Origin of the sequence: Paracoccus marinaquae (genome assembly GCF_018860165.1) — a bacterium.
GTDB lineage: Bacteria > Pseudomonadota > Alphaproteobacteria > Rhodobacterales > Rhodobacteraceae > Paracoccus > Paracoccus marinaquae.
In genome coordinates, this window is record NZ_JAHKNG010000024.1 from 12,287 (window position 1) to 37,938 (window position 25,652).

Sequence of the window (25,652 nt, forward strand, 5' to 3'; positions counted from 1 at the left end):
CTGCCTGTTGACGGTTCCCTGCGCGCGGGCTATCTGCCCGGCTTCGATTTTCATGAGGGTTCCATGGCACGCAAGAAGGGCCGCGACATCACCGGCTGGCTGATCGTGGACAAGCCGGCCGGCATCACCTCGACCTCGGTGGTGAACAAGGTCCGCTGGGCGCTGGACGCAAAGAAGGCGGGTCATGCCGGCACGCTGGACCCCGATGCGACCGGGGTTCTGGCCGTGGCCTTGGGTGAGGCGACGAAAACCGTGTCGATCCTGACCGATGCGTTGAAATGCTATGATTTCACGGTCAACTGGGGCGCCGAGACCACGACCGACGATGCTTCGGGCGAGGTTCTCCGCCGGTCTGACATGCGCCCGACAGGGGCACAGATCGAGGCCGCACTGCCCGGCTTCACCGGTGAGATCATGCAGGTGCCGCCGGCCTTTTCGGCGGTCAAGGTCGATGGCGAGCGGGCCTATGATCTGGCGCGCGAGGGCGAGGCGCCCGAACTGGCGGCGCGGCCGCTGTGGGTGGAAAGCCTGACGCTGCTGGAGGCAGGCGCCGGGACGGGGCGGCTGGAGATGGTCTGCGGCAAGGGCGGCTATGTGCGCTCGATCGCCCGTGATCTGGGGCGCGAACTGGGCTGTCTCGGTCATGTCGCGGACTTGCGCCGCACCTGGTCGGGGCCCTTCGATGTCGAGGATGGCGTTGCCTTTGATCGTGTCGACCGCGATGCCGGGGACTGGCTTGAGGCGCAGCTTCTGCCGTTGCAGGCCGCGCTGACCGATCTGCCGATGCTGCGGGCGACGCCGGAGGGGGCGACGCGGATCCGCAACGGCAATCCGGGCGAGGTGACGGGCGGCGCGGAATGGGGCGAACTGGTCTGGGTCACGGATGCCACGGGGCCGCTCTGCATCGGCCGCTATCAGGGCGGAACCGTGCAGCCCGAACGGGTCTTCAACCTGTAGGACGGGGGCGGCGGGCGCCGAGGAAGGGGCCGTCGCCGGCTGCATCAATGCGGGCGATGGCGTCGGGGATGCTTTCGCGGATGACGGCCATCTTCCATGCGGTGGCGTGGATCATCAGGTCGGGCGAAGCCGCCAGCGCGACATGGCCGGGCCAGAACAGCAAATCGCCGCGGCTGATCTCGGCCGTCTCGGGGAAGGCGCCCCGTTGCAGGTCGCTGTCGCCGGGGCAGGCGATCCCGCAGGCGGTCAGCGCGGCCTGCGCCAGCCCGGAACAGTCGATGCCCCAGTCGCTGTTGCCACCCCAGAGATAGGGCGTTCCAAGCAGCAGTTCGGCGATCTCGACCGGATCGCTGGCCGGACTTTCGCTGACATGCTGAAGCGGCACATGGCCGCCGGTGGCGAGCCGGGCGAAATTTCCCTCGATCCCCGCGACCGACAGACGCGCGCCCAGCGACAGTGCATGCAGCTGGTGACGCTTCATGTCGGCGGCGGGATAGACATGGGTGGCCGCGGCTCTGACCCAATGCGTGATCGGCGGCAGATCCTCGGTCAGCGCGGTGCCGCGCAGCCAGCCGCAATAGCCGTCCAGTGCCGCCTGTACGAAGGCCCAGTCGCCGCGTTCCTCGATCACCGTCAGATCGGCGCCGAAATTCACCTGCCGGTCGCGGCGGCCATCGGGCGCGGTCATCAGATCGGCCAGCGGCACGGCCAGCCGCGCCGGGTATCCGGGCGTATAGGCGGGGCGGTCGAGGATGCCGCGCAGGCTGTCAAGCGCGACCCGGTCGGTGGCCGGGGTCAGGCGGCGGTCAAGGCTCACGGCAGGATCGCCGGCAGCGCGGCGAGGATCGCGCGCGCGCCCTGCCCGGCGCCGCCCTTGGCGCGGCCGGGTGCGGCACTGGCCTGCCAGCCATAGATGTCCAGATGGACATAGCGACCCGCCCCTTCGGTAAAGCGGCGCAGGAACAGGGCCGCAGTGATCGAGCCGGCCATGCCGCCCGCGGGGGCGTTGTCCAGATCCGCGATCTGGGGCTCGATCTTGCTTTCGTAAGGCTCCCAGAAGGGCATCCGCCACAGCGGATCGGCAACCGACATGGCCGCGGCCGAGATCGCCTGCGCGGTGCCGTCGTCATCGCAATAGAAGGGCGGAATGTCGGGGCCCAGTGCCACCCGTGCCGCGCCGGTCAGCGTGGCGAAGGAGATCATCAGATCGGGCCGTTCCTCTGCCGCCAATGCCAGCGCATCGGCCAGCACCAGCCGGCCTTCGGCATCGGTATTGTTGACCTCGACTGTCAGTCCCTTGCGGCTGGTCAGCACGTCGCCGGGGTGGAAGGCGTTGCCGGAAATGCTGTTCTCGACCGCCGGGATCAGCACCCGGACCCGCCGCCCCTCGGCCGCGCCGGTCGTGGCCAGCATCTTCAGCAGGCCAAGCGCCGTGGCGGCGCCGCCCATGTCCTTCTTCATCAGACCCATGGATGTGGCGGGCTTGATGTCCAGCCCGCCGGTGTCGAAACAGACCCCCTTGCCGACAATGGTCAGCTGCGGACCCGTCTCGCCCAGACGGATGTCGATCAGCCGTGGTTCGGTGGCGGCGGCGCGGCCCACGGCATGGATCATCGGCAGCTTGTCGTCCAGCAGGGCCGCACCCGAGGTGACGCGGATCTCGGCACCGATTTCGCCGGCCAGCGACCGGGCAGCACTTTCCAGCTGTTCCGGTCCCATGTCGCCGGCAGGCGTATTGATCAGGTCGCGGGTCAGGAACTCAGCCGCCGCGATCGCCTGCAGATGCGGGGCATCGATGCCGTCGGGGGCGACCAGACGCGGCCAGTCGGGCTGGCTGCCCTTGTAGCGGGTGAATCGGTATTGCCCCAGCAGCCATCCCAGTGCGGCCTCGGTGACATCGAACCCCTCGGGCCGGGCGGCCAGCCGCCAGATGCCCTTGGGCAAGGCGGTCGCGCGGGCAAAGCAGAAGCGGTCACGCCCGGCACGGGCGCGATCGCCGAGACCGAACAGTGCGCCGGCAAGCCCGCCTTGGCCATCGGGCAGCAGGCAGATCTCTCCGGCGGCCGCGGTGAACTCGCAGGCATCCGCCCATCCCCCGGCATTCGCCTCGGCCGGAGGCGCGTCGCCTTTCCAGACCGGCCAGATGGGAAGCGCGTCGTCCGAGGCGGCGGCGAATTCGGGGATCATGTCTCGCTCCTTGGCTGTTCGCCGCGCCAGACTACAGCTTGCGCCCTGCTCTGCAAGGGCGGCCGGCGTGGCCCCGTCAGCCCAGCCCGGTCCGGTCCCAGATCGCCGTCAGCGAACGGTTGCCTACCCGCATCAGCCGCGCCCGGACGGCGGCCAGCGCGCCCATGTCGCGGCGTTCGGCGCAACTGCCAAGGTCCATGGCCACCCCGGCCAGAGACAGAAGGCCGATCTGCCATGCCAGACGCGACAGCCGGTCGGCATGGGCCACGGCCTGTGCCAGATCGCCGGCCTCCAATGCCGCATCCGTGGCCGTCAGCGTCCCGGCCAGCTGTTCCAGCGCCAGGCCGATGACGTTCTGCGCCGCGGTCTCGCCCAGCTCGCCGATGATGTCGCCGACGCGCCGCGCATCGACGCGCACGGGTTCGGATACGGCCAGGGCCGTGATTTGTGCCATCCTGCACCTCCAACGGATCGTGTCCCCACACGGTCGGGACAAGATGACCGCTGGCGGTGAAGAAAGGCTTGATCCGGACGCAAGAAACCCCTCGAATTTTCCTCAATCCCCGCCTATCAAGCAGGGAACACGCGAGGTCAGCCATGCATCACGTCCGCCCATTGCCGCAATATCTGGTCAGCCGCTATCACGGCTGGAAGGCCACGGCCTATGCCGAGAACAGCGCATGGTATCGCCGTCTGGCCGATGACGGACAGCGACCGCGGGCGATGGTGATCTCGTGCTGCGACAGCCGCGTGCATGTGACCAGCATCTTCGGCGCCGATACCGGCGAGTTCTTCATTCACCGCAACGTTGCCAATCTGGTGCCGCCGCATCTGCCCGATGGCGAGCCGCACGGGACCTCGGCCACGGTGGAATATGCCGTCGAGGCGCTGAAGGTGGCGCATCTGATCGTCGTCGGCCACACCAGCTGCGGCGGGGTGGCGGGCTGCCATGCGATGTGTTCGGGCAAGGCGCCCGAACTGGAGGACGAGTCCAGCTTTGTCGGCCGCTGGATGGATATCCTGCGCCCCGGCTACGAGCGCATCAAGGACCTGCCCGAGGATCAGCAGATCACCGCGCTGGAGCGCGAGGCGGTGATGATCTCGATCGAGAACCTGATGACCTTCCCCTTCGTCAAGACCGCCGTCGAAAGCGGCGAGATGTCGTTGCACGGGCTGGTCCATGACATCCGCGAAGGGTCGTTGTGGCAGGCCGAGGATGGCGGCCGACGCTGGGCTCTGGTCTGATCCTCAGGGCAGCAGGACCATGCCCTCGGGCCAGCGCAGTTCCGTCGTCAGGATGATTTCACGGGTCTCTCCGGCCGCGAGATCCTGCTGCCAGTAGAGAAGGCCGCGCCGGCCGTCGGGATCGGTTTCGCTCGGTTCCGGCGCGGCCCGCCAGGTCACGGTCAGATCCTCCTGCGTGGCGACCGGGATGCGATCGACGATGCGCAGCGGCCAGTCCTCGCCGGTCAGGTTGCGCAGGATCAGGGTCTCGGTCCGCGTCTGCTGGTTGCTGCGGCGGATGATGCCGCGATCGCCCTCGCTGGCTTCGGGGATGCGCAACTCGGCCGTCAGACCGTCCAGCGCGCCGAAGCCGAGGCGCAGGTCGTCGCCGGGCACGATCAGGTCCAGATAGGTCTGCCCGATCATCGTGCCATCCACGTGCAGCGTGGCGGTGCCCGGCAGGATTGGCTCGTTCAGGGTGTTCGTTCCCTCGACCATCAGAAACGCGGTCTGATCGAACCGCGGCGTGGCCTCGGCAAAGACCCGGGGCGAGAGGGTCTTTTCATCCAGTTTCAGGCGCAGGGCATCGGCGTTGTTCCGGATCGTGACGGGTGCCGGATAGTCATAGACCACGGCCGGGCCGCCGGTGTCGACAATGGCGGTCTCGACAACGACCGGAGCGGCAAGCTCGGCATCGAACATCGCCGCCTCCGCCATATCGTCCGCGGCCCGGCCCATGCTGCTTTGCAGCCGGGGCCGGGCGATCTGGTCCGGATCGCCGATCCGGGGAAACCAGGGCATGACCTCGGTCGGGGCCGACTGGTCCGAGGGGCGCGCGGTTGACAGGGTCAGCGTCACGTCCCGCCAGTCGCCGCCGCTGGATTGCTGGACGATCACCCCCCGTTCCAGCAGCAGCCGGTTCGAGGCCCGGTCCAGCCGAAGATCATAGGCGGGCTGCCAGCCGGCCGCGCCGGTAAATCCGGTCAGGGTCAGCCGGGCGGGTGACTGCGCGACCTCAAGCGCCACCAGCAGCGTGTCATGCGCCTCGGCCTCGTCGATGACCGCGGCCAGATGTTGCTCGGCCTGTTCGACGCCGCGCAGGACGTCGTCGCGGCGGTTCGCCATCAGATCGGCGTCGCGGGTCTCGGCGGCGGCGCGGGCCAGATAGTCGGCGACCATGCCGCCGGCCTCATCCACCATCGCCTGCAGATCGTCGGCATCAACCCGGCTGTCGCCGCGCATCAGGTCGCGGGTGATCCCGGCCCGCTCGCGCCAGGCTTCCGCGCTGGCCCGACGCGCCGCCACATCGGCATCAAAGCGGATGAGGGCGTCGCGGGCGTCGCCCAGCCGGGTGCGGGCCTCGGTCACGGCGGCGGATTCGGGCGCCTCGCCGGGCAATGCGCGGGCCGTCTGCAGCGAGACCGAGCCGATCCTTGCGCCTTCGGCCTCGACGCGCAGGCTGGCCGGGTCGAGGCCTTGCGGCAGATCGGGCAGGATCAGTTCATGTGTGCCCGCAGCGGCTTCCAGATCGACCTGCCAGCGGATCGCGGCGCCCTGCGGAAAGACCGTGACATGCTCGGTCCGCGCCTGCCCCTCGATCCGTTCGGCCAGGGCCGGCACCGCGAAAACTGCGAAAAGAACCGGGAAAACAATGCGAACCGTCATCATGCCCTCGTGCGATACCTGTCCGGGGCAGTTTGGCGCGCTGCGCGGTTGCGGCAAGGGGCTTGGCGCGCGTCGCGGTCACTTCTCAGCGAGCGGGCCGCCAGCGGATCACCCGCCACAGATAGAGGGCGATCAGCCCGAAGATGATCGCATTGGAGACCGGATGAAGCCATGAACTGACCTCTTCATAGCGGTCCTCGAGCCAGTACCCGGCCAAGGCCAGCGCCGCGCACCAGATCGTGCTGCCGAGCGCGGTATAGAGCAGGAAGCGCGGCAACAGCATCCGCGCGATGCCCGCCGGGACCGAGATCAGCGTGCGCACGGTCGGGATGAAGCGGCCGAAGAACACGACCGCGCTGCCATGACGGTCGAACCAGCGCTGCGCCCGGTCAAGCTGGGCCGGGGTCATGGTCAGCCAGCGGCCATGCCGGGCCACGACGCGGCGCAGGCGGTCCTGCCCGAAGGCAAGCCCGACCAGATACCACAGATAGGCCCCGGCCATCGAACCGGCCGCGCCTGCCGCGATGGCCAGCCACAAGGCGATCTCGCCGCGTGCGGCGTTGAACCCCGCCAGCGGCATGATCAGTTCGGACGGGATCGGCGGAAAGACATTCTCCAGCAGCATGAGGGCGGCGATGGCCCATGCCCCGCCGCCCTCGATGAAACTGGCGATCCAGTCAAGCACGCCCGCGCGTCAGCCCTTTTTCAGGACGCGGTTGCCCAGCAGTTCCGCGATCTGCACCGCGTTCAGCGCCGCGCCCTTGCGCAGGTTGTCGCTGACGCACCACAGGTTCAGGCCGTTCTCGATGGTCGAATCCTGCCGGATACGGCTGATGAAGGTGGCGTAATCGCCCACGCATTCGACCGGGGTCGTGTAGCCGCCCGGCTCGCGCTTGTCGACGACCAGGATGCCCGGCGCCTCGCGCAGGATGTCGCGGGCCTCGTCCTCGTCGAGGAAATCCTCGAACTCGATATTGATGGCCTCGGAATGGCCGACGAAGACCGGGACGCGCACGCAGGTCGCCGTCACCCTGATCTTGGGATCGACGATCTTCTTCGTCTCGGCGACCATCTTCCATTCTTCCTTGGTCTGGCCGTCTTCCATGAAGACGTCGATCTGAGGAATCACGTTGAAGGCGATCTGCTTCTGGAATTTCTTCGCCCCGACCTCCTGACCCGGGACATAGATGCCCTTGGTCTGGTCCCACAACTCGTCCATGCCGTCCTTGCCGGCGCCCGAGACCGACTGATAGGTCGAAACCACGACCCGCTTGATCCGGGCGCGGTCATGCAGCGGCTTCAGCGCCACCACCATCTGCGCGGTCGAGCAGTTCGGGTTCGAGATGATGTTCTTGTTCTTGTAGCCGGTGATCGCGTCCGGGTTCACCTCGGGCACGATCAGCGGGATCTCGGGGTCATAGCGATAGAGCGAGCTGTTATCGATCACCACGCAGCCGGCTTTGGCGGCGATGGGGGCGTATTTCTTGGTCGCGTCCGAGCCGATGGCGAACAGCGCCATGTCCCAGCCGGTAAAGTCGAACTGTTCGATATCCTGAATCTTCAGGGTCTTGTCGCCAAAGCTGACCTCGGTGCCCTGGCTGCGACGCGACGCCAGAGCGGCGATCTCGTCGACCGGGAACTGGCGCTCGGCCAGGATGTTCAGCATTTCGCGGCCCACATTGCCCGTGGCGCCGGCGACGACGACTTTATAGCCCATCTTCGGGAATCCTTTCCATGCGGTCGCGCGGCTGTAGCGCAAACAGGATGCGGATGGAAGGGCCGGCGAAAGGCAGGGCAGGCGGGTGTTGCGCGGCTCGCGGCGTCAATGTCCGGCGCAGAGCCCGCGACGTTGTGCCCGGTCGGGCACATAGCGGCCATCCTCGACCATCATCCGGCGTTCGGCAATGGCCTTGCGGACATATTCGGTCTCGGCGGTGAGGCGGGCGGTGTTGTCGATGCGCTGGCGGACGATCAGGGCGGGGGTGCCGCGCGGATCGAGGATCAGCGTGGCGCCGCCGCGATGCCGCACGACGCTCTGGTCGTCGATCCGGATATCGCAGTTCTGGGTGACCTCGGCGATGATCGAGAAGTCGATGAACCCTTCCGGCCCGACCCGCAGCGTCGGGCGGACAGATGTGATCTCGGGCGCCGAGAACTGCATCCCCGGTCCGGCAAGGCCGGGGTCGCGCAGGCCCAGTTCCCGGGCCAGCCGCGGATCGGCGTCGATGGCCAGGGCCAGCGCCCGCGCCTGGCGGCGGATCTCGGCCGCCGACAGCGGCAGGATCGGGCTGATATCATAGCGCAGTTCCGACAGGGCGAGGCCGGGGATCGGATAGACCGGAACCTCGGGCGGCTTCCAGGCCAGTTCGCCCTCGGACACGACGTCGATGCCCTCGGGATAGATGCCGCGGCGGCGGAAGGCGTCGATCAGCTGTTCGCGATAGCCGTGGCGATCCCGCGGCGCCAGCAGCCGGTCGGCGGTGATCATGGCCCGAAGATAATCGGAGAATAGGATCGCGGCGGGCGGGCAATAGTCCAGCGCGCGCACGCAGATTGCCAGGAAATGTTCGGCCGTGCGGGCTGCGATCTCCTGCACCTGTTCCAGAAGATAGCGCCCGACCGAGCTGCCGGTCGGCGCGGCCAGCTGGATCAGCGGGCCGATCCGGCGGTCGAGGGCGCCCAGAAACGCCTCGAACACCGCCGAGGACAGCAACCCGCCCCGCGCATGCGGCGCATCCGGCGCGTCGGCATAGCGCGGCAGATCCTTGCCGGGCTGGTCGGTGCCGGCCGAGGTCCAGTCCACGTCCAGGGACCGCAGCCCGGATTCGCGCACCAGCCTGCCCAGTTCGGGCGCCAGGCTGATCAGCGATCGGCCCTGCAGGAAGGTCATTCCGGATTCGCGCAGCAGATAGGCCAGATAGCCCGGCCGCTCGAACCGCGAGAGCAGCGCCACCACATCCGCCAGCGCCTCGTGAAAGGCGAAGACATCGGGATGGACGGGCATGTCGTAATCGGGGCGCAGCCCGTCGATCAGTGCGTGCGTCACCTCATGGGCGACGATGTCGCTGGACAGGGCGGTAAAGCGGATCAGCCGCCGGTCGGCAAGATCGCTGTCCCCGCCGGCGGGGCTGTAGCCGAAGCCGATGGCGGCCTCGCTGCGGTCGTAATAGGCGTTCAGCGCCTGCTGGGCGAAGGGCATCAGCCGCAGCGGCGGGTAAGATCCCTCGCGCCAGAAGGCCCAGGCCACGGGCCGGCCAAGCGCGCGGCGGAACGACTCGTAGGTCGCCATGGCGGTGAAATAGACATTGCGGCAATGGGTCTCGTTCTGGCCCTGATCGAAGGCGAAATCATCCGGGCCGCGCCGATCCAGATCGGGGCGGCCGCGGCTGACCGAGGTGACGCAATCGGTGGCATCGACCTCGAACAATGTGCCGGCGGGGCCGGGCAGCAAGGGCTCGTAGGGGATCGACAGGTTCGACAGCGCACCGTCGCAAAGCCGGATCGAGGTGTCGACGGTAAAGACATCGCCGCGTCGCAGTCGCGCGGGCTGGTTGCCCTTCAGCGGATAGCAGCGGCTGGCGACGCCGGCCTCGCGGCCGATGCTGTCGGGGATGATGCAGCGGGGCAGGCCGGCCATGGCTCAAGCCAGCGGGAAGGGCTGGTTGAACAGGGCCGCATCGCAATGCAGCCCCGGGGTCTGGTCGTTGCCCGTGATCTGGTTGCGGAGGCGAAGCCGGAATTCGCTATTGGTCATCGGCCCGGGCCGGCTGCCCAGCACCTCGCGCACCGCGCGGGTAAAGACGCCTTCGGGCGGTGCGCCGTTCTCAAGCGCCGGCTGGGTGGCCGAGGCCGCGCTGAACAGCACATGCCGGGCGCCCTCGTAGACGTTGTCCGAGCGCGCGCTTGGCGCGGTCAGCGTGTGTCGGTGGGGAACATAGCCCGCGCGCTGCAGCGTGCCCATGGTCCTTGGCCGCCCGGGCAGCGACAGCCGCGTGGCCGAGCCCGAATAGCAGCTGTCGAGGAAGACATAGAGCGAGGTCTGCGGATGCACCTCCTGCAGGATGGTAAAGAGATCGTCGTCGATCAGCGCATGCGCGACCTGGGCGTCAAGCCCCTCGCTGGCATTCGAGGCGACGATGGCCTGATCGCGGCCGGTGGTCTCGAAATCGCTGCTGCTGCCGAATTCCGGCATGATCTCCATGCCGTGACCCGAAAAATGCCAGACCAGTGTGTCGCCGGCCGCGCCCCGGGCGACGAAATCGCGCAGATGCCGGATCAACTGGTCGCGGCCGGTTTCCTCGGGGCGGATGAATTGGGTGACGTCGAAGCCGCGCTCGGCCAGCAGGTCGCGCCAGGTGCCCGAATCCCGGACGCAGCCCTGCAACCGGCTGGCGCTGGCATATTCGTCGATGCCGATGGTCAGGGCCAGCCGCGCCGGCTGCCGGGCCGAGGCCGGGACGGCGGACGCCGTGGCGATCACCGAAGCCGGCGGCGCGGCCCCGGCGCCGCCCCCGCCGCGGGCGACGGTCAGGTAGGTTCGCACCTCTTCCGGCAGGTCCATGTCCATCTCGCCCGCACCGCCGCGCTGGCCGGCAACCGCGTCGGCGGGGAAGGGGGTGATCCGGTCCTCGTCGCCGGGGCCGCGGATGAAGCGCATCACCGACCACATTGTCGCCGGATCGTTGTCGAAGCCGCCATGGGTTTCGGATCTGGATTGCAGCCGGCGGGGTGCATCGGCGGGCGTGGGCGAGAAGACCAATGCCTCGCGCGTGACGCCGCCCGACCATTCGGTCAGTTGCGACAGCATGACCGGGTCGGCCAGCAGGTCCTTCTGCAGCCCCGAAATGGTTTCGCCGAAGACCGGCTCGAAGCCGCGGCTGATGAGGTAGAGAAGCGACTTGCCATAGATCCGGGCCACATTGTCGTCGCGCTCGGCGGCATCGGTCATGGTATAGATGCGGCAGGCCAGCTTGTCGCCCGCCTGGCCGGCAAGCCCGGCCCGGAAAAGCGCCGTGGTCGCGGCCGGGGCGAGGCTCTGGAAGCTGCGCGCGGGCAGACCTGCCGCCTTCAGCCGCGGCAGCAGATGCAGCAGCAGGATCGAGCCGGCGCTGTGACCGACCAGGTCCAGCGGCGGGGGCTTGTTGCCGAAGGCGCGCTTCAACTCGGCCAGAAACAGTGTCAGCCCGTGCTGGTTGCCCGGTGCCGAACAGCGCCGGGCGCTGCGCTTCATCCCGTCCCAGACCGGCGTGCCAAGCATATGCACAAGCCGCTGGACCGCGGCATCGCGCATTTCGTCAAGATCGAAGGGGCCGCGGCGGATGCCGCCGAGGGTCTCGCGGATGAGTTGCAGGAAGGTGGTCAGCGCATCGCTTTCCCAGACGCAGAAGACCGGATAGACGCCATTGCCGATCCACCAGGGCGCCGTCGCGCGGGCATATTCGATCGCCTTGCGCTCGCTGACCAGCCCGCCATGGGCATAGATCGCCAACCGGCGGTCGCGACCCGCGCCGATCCAGGCCCGGGCGCGTTCGGCAATCGTCGCGACATCCGAGGGCGAGGTCTGGAACTGTCCGTCCTGTGACAACTCGCCAAAGCGCATGTTGATGACGTGGTGCTTGAGATCCACAGGCTCGGCCGGGACAAGGGCAGGCCCCCGTGCCGCCCGGTGGTCGCGGCCGAGTGCATCGCCCGTCGGCCGGCTGGCGGCCAGCCAGCGCAGATACTGGTCGATCAGGTCGGATCGTGAAGGGCGCGGTCTCGAGTCCTCGTCGGTGCCGCGCTGCGCCAGCAATGCGATATAGGCCTCTTCAAGCGTATCGCGGCTGAACAGCGGCTGCAGCGCCTCGGGCCAGGCGGCCTCATTCCGGCCCGGCAGCGGCGGGGTCTTGCGTCTGCGGCTGCTGTCGCCGCCGACCGCATCCTGCAGGCTCAGCAGAAGCTGCGCGAGGCTGGCACAGATCCGTTCGCCATCCTCGGGTTCGGCCGGGCAGATCATCAGGCGGATCCGGGCGGTTCCGCCATCCGCGCCGGCATCGGGATGGCGCAGCAGCGCCACCCAGCCCGACGGCAGCAGCGCCAGATGCGGCAGTCCGTTTCCGGCACCGAAGGTTTCGCGCTCCAACTCGCCCAAGATCTCGTAGGTGGCGCCCAGATCCCCGGCGGTTTCTAGAAGCCGCCGGAAGCTTCCCAGCCGGGACAGGTCCGGCCCAAGATCGAGTTCGACCTGCAGCCGCGTCGAGTCGATGAAGGGTTCGGCCCGCAGGAAGAACGCCTCGATCTCGGCGCCTGTCCGGAAGACGGGATAGTCGGGGATATTCTGCAGACGATTTGCCATCGCGCACCTCGGGATGCGAGTTTCCGGAAAGCCCGGCATGATCCCTTCAGTCTGCCCAATTTAATCACTCAAGGCAAATATTATTATTATATTGATATCATTTCCAATTAATTACGACCGGCGTTCCGCAAAATTCAAAAAACTTGCGCGAATCCCTTGGCAAGAGTTACCCTCTCTGAGTCTCGTATCCGTTATCCGGAGCAGAACGATGACCAGATTTGCTGTATTCATTGTATTTATTCTTGTCTCGATTGGGGGCGTTTCGGTTGCATCGGCGGCGCCGGGGGACGATTTCTGCAGTCTCGAAGCAAATGCCTTTACCGAAATCGAGGAATACGATCAGCGGGCAAGGCGGGTGGTTTGTGCCGAGGTTGCGGCGCTGGATCAGATGCTGGTCTATAATCGTTTCGGCTCGCATAATCCATTCGGAGAGATTTTCGCACTGATGCGGGATCTGGTGCCGGCATCCTCCCCTCAGGGCGATTGCCGCGAGGATCTGGGCATGCATCGCCGGCCCGAAGATCTGGCGGCGGGGGAGGTGCGGCTGAATGACTGCAAGCGGCCGCGGCCGCTGACGCTGCGGGCGAATGTCGGTGATGTGCTGCATGTCCGGCTCTACAACTATCTGCGCGCGGATGAAGCGGATGGGCGTCCCGGCTATTCCGAGACCTTCTGCCGCGACGGCGGCGATGGGCCTCGGATCGACCAGTATGGCATTCGCGACCTGGTGTCCGAAGGAACGAAATATGGCCCGGAGCCGGAGAGTGAGCCCTATGTCGACGCTGGGCCTGACAGGGACGGCCGTGACCGGCTGGTCGAGGCGATATGTGCCGCCGACACGCGCGGCAAGGCGCCGGAACTGGCGCAGGGTCCCGAGGCGACAGACTGGCCGCGCACGCGCGGGATCTCATTCGTGATCGACGGGCTGAGGCCGCTGCGCGATCCGGCCACGGGCCGGGTGGATGACGCCTGCATCGGTCTGGGTCAACTGGCGCCGGGGGCCGATTATGTGGACTGCTTCTGGCATGCCGAGCGCGAGGGCCCCTATTTCATCAACTCGGTTGCTGCCGCCGCGGGTGGCGAGGGCGATGGCGGGTCGCTGACCCATGGGCTGTTCGGCAGCCTCGCGGTCGAGCCGCAGGCGGCCGAAGCCCCGGCCACGCAATGGTATCGCAGCCAGACCTCGCGCGCGGCCTTTGATGCGGCCTGGACCCCGGACACGACCAGCCCCGGCCCGCATGACCGGGCAGGGCCGCTGGATTACGAGAAGATGGTGCTGGTCGATGGCGAGGAACTGCCGGTTCTCAATATCCTCAAGCCGCTGGGCGGCGGGCGCTATGAGATCGTCCACAACGCGCTGAACGCGATCATCCGTGCGGCAGGCGCACCGGCCTTCCGCGAATTCACCGTCGTCTTTCATGACGAGCTGAAAAGCTTCTACACCCGCAATTTCGAGGAGCTTGCCCGCTTTCCGCAACTGGCCGGGGTGCGTGATGGCTTTGCGATCAATTACGGTGCCAGCGGTCTTGGGGCGATGGTACTGGCCAACCGCAAGGGGATCGGCCCCGCCGCCGACTGCATGGAATGCCTCTACGAAGAGTTCTTTCTTGAAAGCTGGGCCAATGGCGATCCGGCCCTGCTGGAGGGCTATGGCGACGATCCCTCGAACGTCCATCATTCTTATCTGAACGACCCGGTGGTCTTTCGGAACTATCATGCCGGACCGAAAGAGACGCATGTTTTTCACCTGCATGCGCATCAGTGGTTCGGCGGGAACGATGGCGGGCGGGGCAGTTACCTGGATTCGCAGACCGTCGCCCCGCGGCAGGGCTTCACCTACCGGATCTATAATGGCGGGCTGAACAACTACCGGCCCGGAGACAGTCCCGCGGGTCCGCAGGGCTGGTGGGCCAGTCTCGGCTCGGGCAACCGCAACCGGACGGTGGGGGATTCGATCTTCCATTGTCATCTTTACCCGCATTTCGCGCAGGGAATGTGGGAGCTGTGGCGGGTCCATGACGTGCTGGAGGACGGCTCGCGCAAGCTGCCCGACGGACAGGCTGAACCGGGGCTTTCGACGGAACTTCTGGAGCGCGACCCGGCCGGGCGGCTGACCGCGATCAAGCCGCGCCGGGGTTCGGTGGACGAGGATGGCCGCTTTGTCGAAGATGCCGAGGGCACGCCGATCCCGGCGCTGGTGCCGCTGCCGGACATGGCAGCGCCGCTCTTGCCGACCTATGTCGGCGGCGAGGGAGAGGCCGAGGTCGCAGCCGACGAGGCGGTGCCGGGCTTTCCCTTCTTTGTCGCCGGCCAGCCCGGCCACCGTGCCCCGCAGGCGCCGCTGGATCTGGCCGCAGCCGACGACACCGGCGCCGAATGGCTGGATGGCGGGTTGCCGCGGCATGTCGTCTCGGGCGGGGCCGAGCGCAAGCTGGGGATCAGCGCCGATGCCGGCGATCTTGCCATCGATGATGCGACCAGCCCGCAGGACCGCAGGAAGGTCGAGGACAGCCTCTATCGGGTGACGGCCAAGATGCTGGCGCTTGGCGATTTCTCGGGCGCGCTGACCAAGGCCGAGATCAAGCCGCTGGACAATGCCGGCGAGCCGCTGGAACGCGCGGCGATGGCGTTTCACCACAATGGCGCGCCCGAACCGGGGCGCAAGCTGAAGCTGCGCGACGCCTATGGCGAGGAGACGGATTTCGATGCCACGCGCGGCGGCTATGTCAGCGCGGCGCCGAATGCGGCCACGGGCGACGCGCCGATGCGCTTTGCGGTCAATGGGGCGCCGCCGAAACCGGGGGCACCCTTTGCCGATCCCTGCGGCGCGCCCGATTCCTATGCCGGGCTCGACCCGTCCGATCCTGACGGCGGTGCCCCGACCGCTCCGCTGGCCTCGCGCACCGATCCCTTCGCGCCCTATCTTCTGCCGCTCGTGCCCGATCCGGCGCTCAGCGGGTTCCGCCGCTATGCCGCCTCGGCCGTGCAGGTCGATATCGTGACCAACAAGGCCGGTTGGCACGATCCGCAGGGCCGCATCAACGTGCTGACCAGCGAGTCCGACCGCTACAAGTCGCTGGGCCCCAGTGCGCGGGAAGAGCCGTTCTTCTTTCGCGCCTATTCCGGCGAATGCGTCGAGTTCCGCCACACCAACGAATTGCCGAAGGATCTGGAACTGGACGATTTCCAGGTCCGCACGCCCACCGACACGATCGGCCAGCACATTCATCTGGTGAAGTTCGACGTCACCTCGGGCGACGGTTCGGGCAATGGCTGGAACTATGAGGACGGTACGTTCGCCGCCGATGAACTGGCCACTCGGCTCTGTGCCTGGAATACGACCGGCGATGCGCGCGCAGGACAGATCATGACCGAATTGAAGGCCGCCATCCGGGCCGTGCTGACGCCCGAGGAACTGGCCGGATTCCCCGAGGCGATGTCCTTCTGCGAATGGAACCCCGTCGCCACCCATCGTCTCTGGAGCCTCGAACGCAGCCGCTTCCCCTTCCTGTTCCAGACCACCGTGCAGCGCTGGTTCGCCGATCCGATCCTGTCGATCGAGGATCAGGACGATCCGGACGACAAGGCCGACCGGACCATGCGAACGGTGTTCAGCCATGACCATTTCGGGCCGTCCTCGATCCAGCAGCATGGCTTCTATTCGGCGCTGGTGATCGAGCCGGCGGGCAAGGAGGTCTGCCCCGGCGACAGCGGCGACGGGCGCCCCTGCATGGAACAGACGGCCGATGCCAATGGCCGCATCGAAGGCGGGCCGGGGGGCGTCGGCACCCACAAGATCGTCACCTCGGGCGGCGATCCGGAACTGCATCCCGACTATCGCGAGTTTGCCCTGGCCATCGCCGATTTCGCCCTGCTTTACGATCCGACCGATGCCAGCAGGGATGATCTGGTCGCGGCGGCCGGCCCCCTGCCCAAAGGCGGCGTCCTGTCGGCCCCGCCGGCCGGCGAGGCCTCGCCACAGGGGCTGGCGACGCTGGTCTGCGAGGCCGAACACCGTGCCAGCGCGCTAACCGTCAATGCCGACAGTGCCATCGAGAAACTCTGCAACAGCAATGTGACCCGCGAGGTCATCTCCGGGCTGCTGGTGCCGGTCGAGGCGGCGGACGTGCCGCCGGCGATGGTGGCGCGCGACCTGATCGAACAGGACGAGGTCGAGGAGTTGCGGCGCCATTTCGCCTTCGTCCGCTATCGCGCGGGGCTGGGCGAGGGTTTCGCCCGTCCGGTCAGCGGTCCGCAGCGGCCCGAGGCGATCTCGACCGACCACCACGATCCCTATCTGGTCAATTATCGCGGCGAGCCGGTGCCCCTGCGGATCGGCGAAGCCGGCGGCAATGAGGCGGATGGGCCGGATGATCCGCCGCATGAAGATGATGCCGCCGCCCAACCGATCGATGCAGCCTTCGTGGAAGACGAGGATGACGACGAACCCGGCTCCGCATCCGCCAGCCGCAAGACGGCCTTCGACTGCTATCGCGATCTGGCCCCGGACATGCTGGCCCAGTTCAGCCGCCGCGATCCGGCGCAGCCCGGCCCGGACGGCTCGGGGCTGGTGCCCCCGGGCATCGAGCCGGAATACGACTCCGCGCTGGAACAGGATCTGGCTGAGGCCGCGGGCGGACCCGATTGCAGCATCGACCGCCAGTCGCCCGATCCGCGCGGCAATCTGGCCCATGCCTATCGTTCGGAGTTCTTCGACGACGAGGTCCAGCCGGCGGGTGCCGATCATGCCGAACCGGTTCCGGCCGGGCTTCGGGACGAGGCATTGGCGCAGGCCAAGGGGCTGATCCGCAATCGCGGCCATGGCGACCCCGCGACCCCGCTGCTTGAGACCTATTCGGACGAACGGATCCAGATCCGGCTGATCCAGGGGGCGCAGGAGGTGCAGCACACCTTCAATCTGGAAGGGCTGCAATGGCGCCGGCAGATCGACCAGAAATATCCGGCCGCCTCGATGCTGCTGGACGAGGATTATGCGCAGCAGACCTGGTGGCAGGGCTGCAGCCGCGCCGGCCGCGACGGCATTGCCGGCCAGCACGACCGCTGGCGCGACGGAACGCTGAAGGCGGGCGACGACCTTGCCTACTGGGATCGTCACAACCGGCTGGTGGCGCTGTGCGACAATCTCGAATCCTTCGTCTCGGCGCAGGAGGTCGGCATATCCGAGCATTTCGAGATTCCCGCCGCGCCCAGCAAATACGCGGTCCAGTTCCGCGAGGTGAAGCCTGCCGGAGAGGAGGGTGCGGCGAAGACCGATACGACGGCCAGCCTCGACTACATGTTCCATTTCGGGTCGCAGGACGCGATCTGGAACGGGGCCTGGGGGCTGATGCGGGTCTACGAATCGATTGCCGCCCGCGACGAGACGCGCCGGATCGAGGAACTTTCGGACGGTTCCGGCCCCTGCGCCGGGGCTGCCTCGGGCAACGCGGGCGATTGCGTGGTCGGCGACGCGCTGCTGCCGCTGGACCCCGGCCGGGCGGCCGAGGTCGCCGGGCGCGGCCCCCTCGATATCGCGGTGCGGCAGGCGATGGAATGTCCGTTGCAGGCTCCCCGGATCGAGGCCTATGCCGTGGCCATGCCGCTGCCCGGCGGGCAGCAATATGCCTCGTGGCGGGACGGGTTCCGCGATCCGAACGGGCTGGCGCTGGTGCATGTGCCCAAGGATCTGGTGGCGCCCTGGCTGGCGACTGGCGTTCCGGCCGGGCAGATCGCACCGCTGCGCGCCGCCGCAGGGGCCTATTTCCGCGATGAGCCGATGGTGATCCGGGCCAATGCCGGCGATTGCCTGCGTCTGTCGGTCGTCAACGCCCTGACTTCACCCGAGCCGACGGCGGGCGTGGATCCGACCATGCAGGCCTGCGGACATGCCGGCAACGGCGATCCGGGGCCGATGGCCGACTGTCTCGGCGATGCGCCGATGCCAAAGATCGTCAGCCTGAATGTCGAGCCATCATGGTCCGAGGTCGATGAGGCCGAGACCGGGCCGCGCCGGCGCCATCAGGTCGACCGGATCGACATCCGGCCCTCGGCCCGTATCGCCTTCACGACGCCGCTTTCGATGCTGACCCGCGGAGGTGCGGCGCATCTGCCCTTCGGCGTGAACCGCACCACCTCCGAGCCGCCGGGCGGGGTGCAGAGCGGTGACTACTACATGGGTCTGCTGCGGATCGACTGGCGGCTGATCGAGTATCTGATGGCCAATTCGGACCCGGACCTGACGGATCCGGTCGATCTGGACAGCAGCAACGCCCTGCAGCAATGCGGCAGACTGGACATCGAGCCGTCCGAGATCGACGGCAGCCAGCCGGCGGCGGTCGGGGCGGCCCGGGCGATCCTGTCGGGGGCGGATCCGGATTATTACGTCCTCACCTCCGAGGATGGCGCCGCCCGTGACTTCAGCGCGGGACGGTTCCCGATCACGGTCATGGGCAAGACCTATTGGGGCCATGTCCAGCAGAAACGGCAACAGACCCGGCCGCTGCCGGGGGGCACGCTTGAGAATGTCGCGCAGATGACGGTCAATTGCGCCGCCGCCTTGCTGGAAGCGCCGGGGCTGGGCGCGGATCTGGCCGGGCAATCCTCGTTCCCGCAGCCCGAGGCAAGGCCGGTCAGTGCCATCCCCTATGCCTTCGGGGCGGTGCCGCTGAAGCCCACGGCCGACCTGTTCAACCAGTTGCCGCACGGCCTGTTCGGCGCCCTCGTGGTCGAGCCGCAGGGTGCCCGCTATCCCGGCCGTCCGCAGACGCCGGACGGATCGGGCGAGTTCACCCCGGCCGCGCCGGGCATGCAGGGTCTGGCGCATCGCGGTCGCGGCGCGAATACATGGATCAGCTTTACCGATGCCGATGACATGAGCCGCGGCTATCGCGAGTTCGTGCTGTTCTATCAGGACGGGCTGAACCTGTGGGACAGCGGCAGCCGCAACCGCTGGTGGCCCTATGGCGTCGCCGAAAGCGGGCCGTTCCTGCCCATCGTCGATGATTGTCTGGTCTGCGACGACACCTATGACCTGGGCGAGAAGGCGGTCAGCTATCTGGCGCCGGCCTTCCACCGCCGCCTGCGGCAGGCGCAGAACGAGGTTGTCGAGGCACATATGGATCTGAATGCCTTTGCGTTCGACCCGGCCTTCCGGGCGCAGAAGGATTCGCTGTCCTCGAATTCGCTGCGGCTCTGGGCAAGGCCGGGCGAAGAGGTGGTGGTCCGGATCGTTCATCCCGGCGGCCGGGCGCGGCAGCGCGCCTTCGTGACCGTGGGGAACGACTATGACGACCTGTTCCCGGGCTTCGGCTTCCCGCATTCGGGCCTCGTGACGCCGGGCAAGTCGCTTGCCGCGGCCCTCTCGGCACCGGTGCGGTCGGGCTGCTATCTGTGGACCGATGGCCCGCGCGAGATCGAGGCGGCGGGCGCCTGGGGCCTTCTGGACGTATTGACCGAAGGGGGCCGGACCTCATGCGGGTTCCTCGACTGATCGCGGCCGCGGCGCTGTCCGCCAGCGTTGCCGGGGCGGCGGCGCAGGCCCCCGATCCCGATTTCGGGGGCGGCGCCCGGGTCCAGCTTGCGCTGAGCGATGTTGCGGGCGCCCCGATTGACCGGCCGGCCGCCGGGGTGCCGTTCCGGGTCACCGTGCGGCTCGGCGATCCCGACAGCGGCCGTCCTGTCGAGGATGAGCATCTCAGCGGCTGGATCCGCCCGGTCGAGGCCTCGAACACGCGCTGCCGCGACGCGGCGCGGTCCTATTTCGTCAATCAGGGGGCTTTGCCGCGCGGCAGCACCGATCTGGGCCGATCCCTCTATGGCATCCGGCACGAGGACAACACCGTCTCGATCGTCGACTGGGAACATTCGCTGGCCTCGGCCAATATCCTCGCCATGGTCAGGCTGTCCGGCGCGCCCGGCCCGCTGGTTCCGCAGCCCGAGGCCTTTGCCTTCGCCGCGCCAACCGGGCAAGGCGGCCGGGTGCAGATCGTCGCGGCCGAGGGCACCGAGGCCCGGGCGCTGCCGGACCTGGACGGCGACAGTGCGATGGTCGTCGCGGCCAATGGCTGGATGGCGCGCGAGCGGACCCTGATCCGGCCGGATGGCAGCGCCGCGCCGCAATTGCCCGCGACCGTCCTGGCCCTGCAACCCGCCTTCGCCGATGTCGATGAGGGCCTTTACGACGGGGTTCTGGTTCTGATGGAGACCGGGCTGGCGCTGCCGGTCCGGCAGGACGAGGCGGCGCCACGCACGCCCGTCAGGGGTCCGGACAAGGCCATCTCGGCGGGTTATGCCGAGGTCGCCGATGCGGTGCTTTTCGCCGATGGCAGCGACCGGCTGACCGTGGTTTATGGCGGATCGCGGCGCATCATCGCGCCGCTGCCGGCGCCCGCCTCGCGCATCTCGGTTGCCCCGGATGGCCGGCTGGCCCTGGCATGGTCGCCCGATTCAGCGGCGGTTTCCATCGTCGAGGTGGCGACGGCCTCGGTGGTTCAGGCGATCGAGTTGAACCGCGCGCCGGTCGCCCAGCCGGTGCGCGAGGTGGCCTTTGCCGAGGACGGCGCCTTCCTTCTGCTTGAGCGGCTGGATTTCGTGATGGTCGTCGATCTGGAACTGGCAAAGCGGGGCGAGCCGGCGGCGGTGCGTGCCGTCCGCATCGGCCCGCCGGTCACGGACCTGCCACCCGGTTCGGGTCCGTTCCTGATCGAAACCGCGCGCGGCCACAGTGGCGGCACCGTTCTGGCGCTGCATCCCGATCTGTCCAGCGCCTTCCCGGTCATGCGCGACAGCGGCAACGCCACCGCGCCGATGAACGGCTTTCGCATCCGCGGCGGGCGGCCCCTGACCCTGGCCGAACTGGCCGGGGGCCTGCGCGAGGTGGCGCCGGGCGACTATCGCGCCACCACCGTTCTGGCCTATGGCGGCCCTTATGAACTGGTCGTTTCGGCCGGGCCGGGCCGCTTTACCGCCTGCGCCCGGTTCGAGGTGCAGGGGGATGTGGCGGCCGGGCTGGCGCTGCGGCTGCGGGCCAGCACCAGCCCGCAGGGGGCCGACCGGCTGGCACTGGATCTGCAGATCGTGGACGAGGCGGGGCTGACGCAGCGCTGGCCGGCCGAACTGCCGCTGATCCTGCAATCGCTGGAGACGGGCTGGCGCGACCGGGTGGTGGCCCGGCCGCAGGCCACGGGCGGGCATCGCGTCGTGATCGGCGGGGTGCCGGCCGGACAGGTCAGCATCGCGCTTGATCGCAGGCTGCCGCCCGGGATCAGCATCACCCCCGCAACGATCGAGGTTTCCAGATGACGCATTCCCCCTGCCTCGCGGCGATCCTGCTGGCCGCCGTTGCCATCGCGCCATCCCGTCCCGCGATCGCCGAACCGCAGCCTGCCGCGATCTTTGATTCCTCGGGTGTCCTGATCGACCCGGCCGACGGGCTGCTGCCCGATGCCGATGTCGTCGATCAGTTCGGCAACCGGATGCGGTTCCGCGAGGCGGTGGGCGAGGGGGCCTTCGTGCTGAATTTCACCTATACCCGCTGCACCGAACTGTGCGGCATGGCGGATCTCTACCTGACCGATATCGACGACCGGCGCGACGAACTGGCCGCGCCGGTGCGGCTGGTCACGCTGACGCTGGATCCGGCGCGTGACCGGCCGCAGGACCTGTTGCAGCGCCATCAGGATTTCGGCAGCCCCGAAGGGTGGTTGCGGCTGACCGGCGATCCCGCCGAAATCCTGCCCTTGCTGGTCCGGCTGGGCGCCTGGGACGGCAGCCCGCTGGAGGATCACAAGCTGTTCGTGATCGTGGGCCATGCGGGCCGGCAGCAGATGGTGCGGCTGGAGGCCGATCCCTGGCTGCCCGAGCGGATCTTCCGGTTGGCCTCGGATTTCACGCGGTAGGCCGCGGATGGGGTGCACGGGACGCCTGGTCGGCCTTGCAGCCCTGCTTGTCATGCCGTCTGGCGCCGCGGCCGATGAGGTTCTGGAACGCGGCCGGGCGCTGTTCGAGGGCGCCGGCGAAAGCGGCCTGACGGTCGCGATCGGCAACCGGCAGGTTCCGGCCCGGGGAATTTCCTGTGCCGGTTGTCATGGCCGGGATGCGGGCGGCGGGGCCGAGGTTCAGTCAGGGCCCGCGATCGACTGGCAGACGCTGTCCGCGCAAGGTTACGGCACGGCCGATCTGGTCCGGGTGCTGACCGAGGGGGTCCGGCCGGACGGCACCCGCCTGGGCGGCGCGATGCCGCGTTTCGGTCTTGCCGATCCGGGCGATCCCGTCGCGCTGAAAGCCTATCTGGGTGCGGTCGCGGTCCTGCAGCGAAGCGGACTGGGCGAGGATAGGATCCTGTTCCACCGCGGCAACAATGACCCGGCCTCGGCGCCGTTCTGGCAGGCCTTCGAGGCGCAGATCGCGCGGCAGGCGCCCCATGGCCTGTTCGGGCGCCGGATCGCACTGACCGGGCAGGCGGCGGCTTTCGCCACGATCGGCGCGACCAGCCTCGGCGACGAGGCGGGGCGGCCGGACCTCTTTCCGCTGATCCCGCTGCTGGGTGACGAGGATCCCGCCGATATTCGCGGGGCATTCGCGACCGTCGCGGCTCAGGTCCGGGCGGTGGCCAGCGATGCCGGATCGGTGTCGGTGCTGGCCGATCCCGACATGGCCCTGCGTCTGGCGCCGCTTCTGGTCGGTGCGGAGGTCAGGTTTTCCGGGCCCTCGGACCCGCCGGCAACCGGTGGCGCGGTGATGATCCTCGATCCCGCGCGGCTGGCAAAGCCGCCGGAGGCCGCAGCGATCTACGCGACGGTGGACAATCTGGCGCGGCTGCCGGACGGGATCGGGGGCTGCGTCAGTGCCGCCGATCCGAGGCCGGCCCCGCCCTCGTCCGAGCGCCCCCTGTCCCGCTATGGCCGCATTGCGGCGACGGCGCTGGTCGAGGCGTTGAAGCTCTGCGGTGCCGACTGCACCCGGGCGCGGCTGATGACGGCCTTCGACCGGGTCAGCCTGCCGTCAACTGACTGGCCGGCGCTTGACTATGACACGCATCGGCTTGCCGGCACGGATGCGGTGGTGATCCGGCGCCTGTGCGGCTGACGCACCGGCTGGCCGATCAGGCCGAGGCCGCATGAGAGGTTACCGGCGGCCTCGCCGCGTAGCCCGCGCCCCGGGCATCGGGGCGGTCGCCGGATTGACCGGCGAGATCGGCCAGCGAGCGGCCGCCGATCGATCCGAAAAGCGGCAACCGCACCGTGCCGTCATCGGCAGTCTCGGGGATCGCCGTAATGTCCGCGTCGTCAAAGATGCCATGCTCGGTCTTGTCCCAGTAGAACGGCCTGACCACGACCTCATAGATTGCCTTCCATCCGGCAAGGCAGCCGAGTGGGAAGTAGAAATGCAGCGTCGGCACCCAGCCCAGCAGATGCCGGTGCCTTGCGCCCCGCACGGCCCATAGGCCGACCGTGATGCTGACAACCTCGGAAAAGACGAACAGGGCGAACAGCCCCGCGATGGCGTGACCGCCCCAGACAGCCGCCAGCGGTTCGCGCAACGGGTGCGGTAGGCCAAGGCTCAGCAGCCAGAAGCTCAACAGCACCGGGGCCAGCAGGTACTGCGACAAGGTGCCGAAGAACTGGACCTGAAAGGCACAGAAGCGCCGGGCGCCAAGATCGCGCCACAGCCCGCGCGGATCGCGCATATGGACCCCCCAGGTCATCGCATAGCCCTTAAGCCAGCGCGACCGCTGTCTGATCCAGGGCAGGACGCGGCAATTCGCCTCTTCGTCGGTGGTCGTGTCGATCAGTTCCGTCCGCCAGCCGCGACGCGCCAGCCGCACACCCAGATCGGCATCCTCGGTGACATTCCAGGCGTCCCAGGCGCCGACGGCTTCCAGAGCCTCGCGGCGGAAGAACAGCGTCGTGCCCCCCAGCGGCACGATCAGGCCCAGCCGCGCGATGCCGGGCAGCAGGACCCGGAACCAGGCGGCGTATTCGATGGTGAAGCAGCGGGCCAGCCAGTTGCTGCGCGGGTTATAGTAATCCAGCGCCCCCTGCAGGCAGGCCACATCCGCCGCCGCATGGTGAAAGCCGCGGGCGATCCTGTGCAGCTGGTCGGGATCGGGGCGATCCTCGGCATCCCAGACGCCGACGATCTCTCCGCGGCAGAAGTTCAGCGCATAGTTCAGCGCGCGGGGCTTGGTCTGCAGCGGGCCCGCGGGCACCTCGATGATCCGCAGCCAGAAGGGCAGGCTGACTCCCTCCAGCGCCCGTCGCGTCACGCTGTCCCCGGCCTCGACCACCAACAGGATGTCGGTCAGTTCGCGCGGATAGTCCAGCCGCGCCAGCCGCGACAGCAGCCGGCCGGCCACGTCGCTTTCCCGAAACAGCGGCACCATGACCGAGATCACCGGCAGCGGCACATTCATCTGCGATGCGGCCGGTTGCCCCTCAGGTATGGATCGCCGCAGCGCGCGCCGTTCGGATGCAATCCGCAGGCTGGCGGCGAAGGCCAGCAGTTTCAACCCGGTCTGTGCGACCAGTGTCAGGGCCGCCCAGACGCTCAGCACCGTCAGCAGGATGACCGGCATCAGCCAGAGGCCCATCGCGAGCACCGCCATCAGTGTTAGGGCCAGCCCCCCGCTGCGCCGCTCGTTACGGGTGCGGCAGCTTTCCGTGGGCCGGACGCTCAGTTCAGCGGCCCGGATCATGGCGCTGCACCGCGTCTTCAGGACCGCCGTCCGGACCTGTTCCTCCTCGCAAAGAAGCATCTGGATATGCCCGAATTCCGCCGGCAGTTTCGGGCAGAGATCGGCAAATTGCTCGGGCCGGGCGGTGGCGACCCAGGTGACACCGCCGATCCGGCGCCATGGCAGGATGCCGTTGGCAAGGCAAAAGCCAGCGCCTGCCGCGTCGATCAGGCGCGGATCGCCCGGGGTGATGGCCGGATCGACAACCGCCGTCCGCCATTGCCGCGAAAGCGCGCGGGTCAGCGCCTCGGGCGTGACCCAGTTATGCGCCATCAGGATCTGACCCAGCCGCACCTTCTGGCGCTGCCGCATCACCACCGCCTTCAGCAGGTTGCCGGGGTCGACCGCGCCGTCCTCCAGCAGAATCTGCCCCAGCGGCAGCCTGCTGCGCGGGGCGAGGGCGGAACCCCGCGGTGGTGTGTCCTCGTCGCTGAGGAGGAGCGGCGGATGCTGGAATGCGGGCTCGGCCATGGGCGATTCCTCTCGGGAAGGCCCAGTGTTGTCATGGCGGAGGTTAACAAGAGGTTAAGCGTGCCGGCGCCCGCAACACCG

The 25,652-nt window shown here is 68.2% G+C and carries 15 protein-coding genes; 6 read left to right on the top strand and 9 right to left on the bottom strand.

Annotated features, from left to right (window positions below; all coding sequences use genetic code 11):
* Nucleotides 1–63: 63 nt before the first annotated feature.
* Complete coding sequence (gene truB / locus KNW02_RS13285; protein WP_216033763.1) at nt 64–957, top strand: tRNA pseudouridine(55) synthase TruB; 894 nt, start codon at nt 64–66, stop codon at nt 955–957.
* Here the strand turns inward: truB and KNW02_RS13290 are convergent.
* The 3 genes from KNW02_RS13290 to KNW02_RS13300 form a co-directional block, all read right to left on the bottom strand.
* Entirely contained in the window at nt 947–1,774 is an 828-nt protein-coding gene (locus tag KNW02_RS13290) for a C40 family peptidase (protein ID WP_216033764.1), read from the bottom strand. The two genes, truB and KNW02_RS13290, sit on opposite strands and share 11 nt — an antisense overlap.
* The gene (locus tag KNW02_RS13295; protein WP_216033765.1) at nt 1,771–3,144 is read right to left on the bottom strand and encodes a leucyl aminopeptidase family protein; all 1,374 of its coding nucleotides are present in this window, start codon (nt 3,142–3,144) and stop codon (nt 1,771–1,773) included. Before KNW02_RS13295 ends, KNW02_RS13290 begins: the two co-directional genes overlap by 4 nt.
* 76 nt (nt 3,145–3,220) lie before the next feature.
* Entirely contained in the window at nt 3,221–3,598 is a 378-nt protein-coding gene (locus KNW02_RS13300) for a hypothetical protein (RefSeq protein WP_216033766.1), read from the bottom strand.
* A gap of 143 nt (nt 3,599–3,741) precedes the next feature.
* Between KNW02_RS13300 and KNW02_RS13305 the strand changes: the two genes are divergently transcribed.
* Nucleotides 3,742–4,389, top strand: coding sequence for a carbonic anhydrase (locus KNW02_RS13305; protein WP_216033767.1), 648 nt, complete (start codon nt 3,742–3,744; stop codon nt 4,387–4,389).
* A gap of 3 nt (nt 4,390–4,392) precedes the next feature.
* Here KNW02_RS13305 and KNW02_RS13310 read toward each other — a convergent pair whose 3' ends face one another.
* From KNW02_RS13310 to KNW02_RS13330, 5 genes are all read right to left on the bottom strand, one after another.
* On the bottom strand, nt 4,393–6,033 hold the full coding sequence (locus KNW02_RS13310; protein WP_216033768.1) for a DUF4139 domain-containing protein: 1,641 nt from the start codon (nt 6,031–6,033) through the stop codon (nt 4,393–4,395).
* Nucleotides 6,034–6,118: 85 nt separating this feature from the next.
* Entirely contained in the window at nt 6,119–6,718 is a 600-nt protein-coding gene (locus KNW02_RS13315; protein ID WP_216033769.1) for a DedA family protein, read from the bottom strand.
* 9 nt (nt 6,719–6,727) lie between these two features.
* A complete protein-coding gene (locus tag KNW02_RS13320; protein ID WP_216033770.1) occupies nt 6,728–7,750 on the bottom strand; it encodes an aspartate-semialdehyde dehydrogenase in 1,023 nt (340 codons plus the stop codon).
* 105 nt (nt 7,751–7,855) lie between these two features.
* Nucleotides 7,856–9,670, bottom strand: a complete 1,815-nt coding sequence (locus tag KNW02_RS13325) for a gluzincin family metallopeptidase (protein ID WP_216033771.1) — start codon at nt 9,668–9,670, stop codon at nt 7,856–7,858.
* A 3-nt stretch (nt 9,671–9,673) separates the two neighbouring features.
* The gene (locus KNW02_RS13330; protein WP_216033772.1) at nt 9,674–12,367 is read right to left on the bottom strand and encodes a caspase family protein; all 2,694 of its coding nucleotides are present in this window, start codon (nt 12,365–12,367) and stop codon (nt 9,674–9,676) included.
* Between the two features lie 208 nt (nt 12,368–12,575).
* Here KNW02_RS13330 and KNW02_RS13335 point away from each other — a divergent pair, with 208 nt between their 5' ends.
* The 4 genes from KNW02_RS13335 to KNW02_RS13350 are packed head-to-tail and all read left to right on the top strand — an operon-like array spanning nt 12,576 to nt 23,452.
* On the top strand, nt 12,576–19,856 hold the full coding sequence (locus tag KNW02_RS13335) for a cupredoxin domain-containing protein (RefSeq protein ID WP_216033773.1): 7,281 nt from the start codon (nt 12,576–12,578) through the stop codon (nt 19,854–19,856).
* On the top strand, nt 19,838–21,667 hold the full coding sequence (locus KNW02_RS13340; RefSeq protein ID WP_216033774.1) for a hypothetical protein: 1,830 nt from the start codon (nt 19,838–19,840) through the stop codon (nt 21,665–21,667). Before KNW02_RS13335 ends, KNW02_RS13340 begins: the two co-directional genes overlap by 19 nt.
* The gene (locus KNW02_RS13345) at nt 21,664–22,263 is read left to right on the top strand and encodes an SCO family protein (protein ID WP_216033775.1); all 600 of its coding nucleotides are present in this window, start codon (nt 21,664–21,666) and stop codon (nt 22,261–22,263) included. The genes KNW02_RS13340 and KNW02_RS13345 overlap by 4 nt, the downstream gene beginning before the upstream one ends.
* A 52-nt stretch (nt 22,264–22,315) precedes the next feature.
* Nucleotides 22,316–23,452, top strand: a complete 1,137-nt coding sequence (locus KNW02_RS13350) for a cytochrome c family protein (protein WP_216033776.1) — start codon at nt 22,316–22,318, stop codon at nt 23,450–23,452.
* Nucleotides 23,453–23,468: 16 nt separating this feature from the next.
* Here the strand turns inward: KNW02_RS13350 and KNW02_RS13355 are convergent, their stop codons facing one another.
* Complete coding sequence (locus tag KNW02_RS13355) at nt 23,469–25,571, bottom strand: glycosyltransferase (protein WP_216033777.1); 2,103 nt, start codon at nt 25,569–25,571, stop codon at nt 23,469–23,471.
* Between the last annotated feature and the right edge of the window lie 81 nt (nt 25,572–25,652).